At 39.7% G+C, this 2354-nt stretch carries 3 protein-coding genes; 2 read left to right on the forward strand and 1 reads right to left on the reverse strand.

The features are described from left to right. Positions 1–428 (reverse strand): aromatic acid exporter family protein (locus ACRCJ0_RS12130; protein WP_431390583.1); only part of this gene is annotated, 428 nt, incomplete at its 3' end. 176 nt (positions 429–604) lie between these two features. Between ACRCJ0_RS12130 and ACRCJ0_RS12135 the strand changes: the two genes are divergently transcribed. Continuing rightward, entirely contained in the window at positions 605–823 is a 219-nt protein-coding gene (locus ACRCJ0_RS12135; protein ID WP_003142522.1) for a DNA-directed RNA polymerase subunit epsilon, read from the forward strand. Next, positions 823–2354 (forward strand): ribonuclease J1 (rnjA, locus tag ACRCJ0_RS12140; RefSeq protein WP_431390584.1); only part of this gene is annotated, 1532 nt, incomplete at its 3' end. The genes ACRCJ0_RS12135 and rnjA, both read left to right, overlap by 1 nt.

Genomic DNA, 2354 nt, shown 5'->3' on the forward strand with positions numbered 1-2354 from the left:
GATGTCTGATACAAATTGACAATTACTGCAATCCCAACACCAATCACAAGTAGAAGCATTTCGTTGACCCACCAATTAAAATCTGACGCTTGTTCAAGCAACAAATGGGAAATAAATACCGCACAGGGGGCAATGGCGTTATCGCTCTTCAGGTAGACAGAAACAGGGTAGGTAATTAATAGATAAAGTGAAAATACCCAAATTTCATAACCATAGAGATTGAATAATATGGTGGCAATTAACAAACTCAAAATCATGGTGAGGGTCAAGTTGCCGATGTATTGCACAGTTTTCTTACTGGTTTCTGCTAGGGATAGGATGGCAATAACACCTGCTGATACCGCATAATCTAGGCCTAACCACTGGGCTAAAAATATGGCAATAAATGTGGCCATTGCATATTTTGCACTCTTAATCGCTATTCGCATATGATCGCTCCTTTAACTTCATTCAAAGATATTTTAGCATATAATCTGAAAACCAATTTATGAAAACATACCAAATCAACAAATTTCTAAAAATGTGCGCAAAGATAATGAAATATGGTAGAATAGTGTTAGCGAGTAAGATCACATTTTTAATAAATTTATAAAAGGAGCAAAAAATGATTTTTAAAGTAACTTATCAAGATTCATTGACTGAAGTACCACGTCGTGAATCAACACACACTATGTATGTCCAAGCTGAAACTAAACGTGAGGTTCGTGCCCACCTAGAGAATGAAACCCCCTATCTAGTCGAGTTTATCCAACCACTTGAAGGTGCGCATTTAGAATACGAACAACAAAATCCAGACTTTAAAGTTGTGGAGCTTTCTAATTAATGAAAGTTGATATAAAAAATAATGAAGTTGGCGTTTTCGCTTTCGGGGGATTAGACGAAATCGGTAAAAACTCTTATGGAGTCCAATTTCAAGACGAAATTTTATTATTAGACGCTGGGGTTAAATTCCCAGAAGACGATTTGTTAGGTATTGATTACGTTATCGCTAACTACCAATACCTAATTCAAAACGAACAAAAAGTGAAAGGTTTATTCATCACCCACGGTCACGAAGACCATATTGGGGGGATCCCTTTCTTACTGAAACAAATTAACATTCCGATTTATGCTGGCAAATTGGCCATGGCTCTAATCAAGAATAAATTAGAAGAACACGGATTATTACGTGATGCAGAATTACATATTATTGATGAAGATTCTGTCATCAAGTTTAGAAAGACATCCGTTTCTTTCTACCGTACTACCCACTCTATTCCTGACGCAATGGGGATTGTTGTAAAGACCCCACCAGGAAATGTGGTATTTACCGGTGACTACAAGTTCGACTTTACCCCAGTAGGTAAACCTGCTGATATCCATAAAATGGCAAAAATCGGTGAAGAAGGCGTTCTATTGTTACTTGGTGACTCAACAAACGCCGAGATTCCAGGTTTTACCCAATCAGAACGTGTCGTTGGTGAATCATTAGCGGATATCATGTCAAATATTGAAGGTCGAATTATCTTCGCATCTTTCGCTTCAAATATTTCTCGTTTATCACAAGCCATCGATGTGGCTGTAGCCCAAGGTAGAAAAATAGCTGTCTTTGGTCGATCTATGGAAGCAGCCATTCGAAACGCTATCGAACTCGGCTATTTCAACGTGGGTGAAGATGCCTTCATCCAAAGTAACGAAATCAACCAATACCCAGCAAACGAAATCTTAATCATGTGTACAGGTTCTCAAGGTGAGCCAATGGCTGCCCTATCTCGGATTGCAAACGGTACCCACCGTCAAATCTCAATCCAACCTGATGATACTGTGATCTTCTCATCTAGTCCAATTCCAGGTAACACCCTATCTGTAAACCATGTAATTAACCAATTACTTGCTGCAGGTGCGGAAGTTATCCACGGTAAGGTCAACAATGTCCATACTTCAGGGCACGGTGGTCAGCAAGAGCAAAAACTAATGCTGTCATTAATGAAACCGAAGTACTTTATGCCAGTCCACGGTGAATACCGTATGCTATCTATTCAGGCTGAACAAGCTGAATTAGTTGGTATTCCACACGAAAACATCTTTATCATGCAAAACGGTGAAGTCTTGGCCTTAACGCAAGACTCAGCGCGTCGCGCAGGTAGCTTCCCAGGTGAAGCGGTCTACGTAGATGGTAAGGGTATCGGGGATATCGGCAATATTGTCTTACGTGACCGTCATAACCTGTCTGAAGATGGTTTAGTCCTAGCAGTTGTATCTGTTGACTTTACTAAGAATGAATTACTCGCTGGTCCTGATATCGTTTCTCGTGGTTTCATTTACATGCGTGAATCTGTTGGTTTAATCCAAGATGCACAAAAAGTAATCCGTAC

It is taken from the genome of Aerococcus sp. L_32, assembly GCF_050689315.1.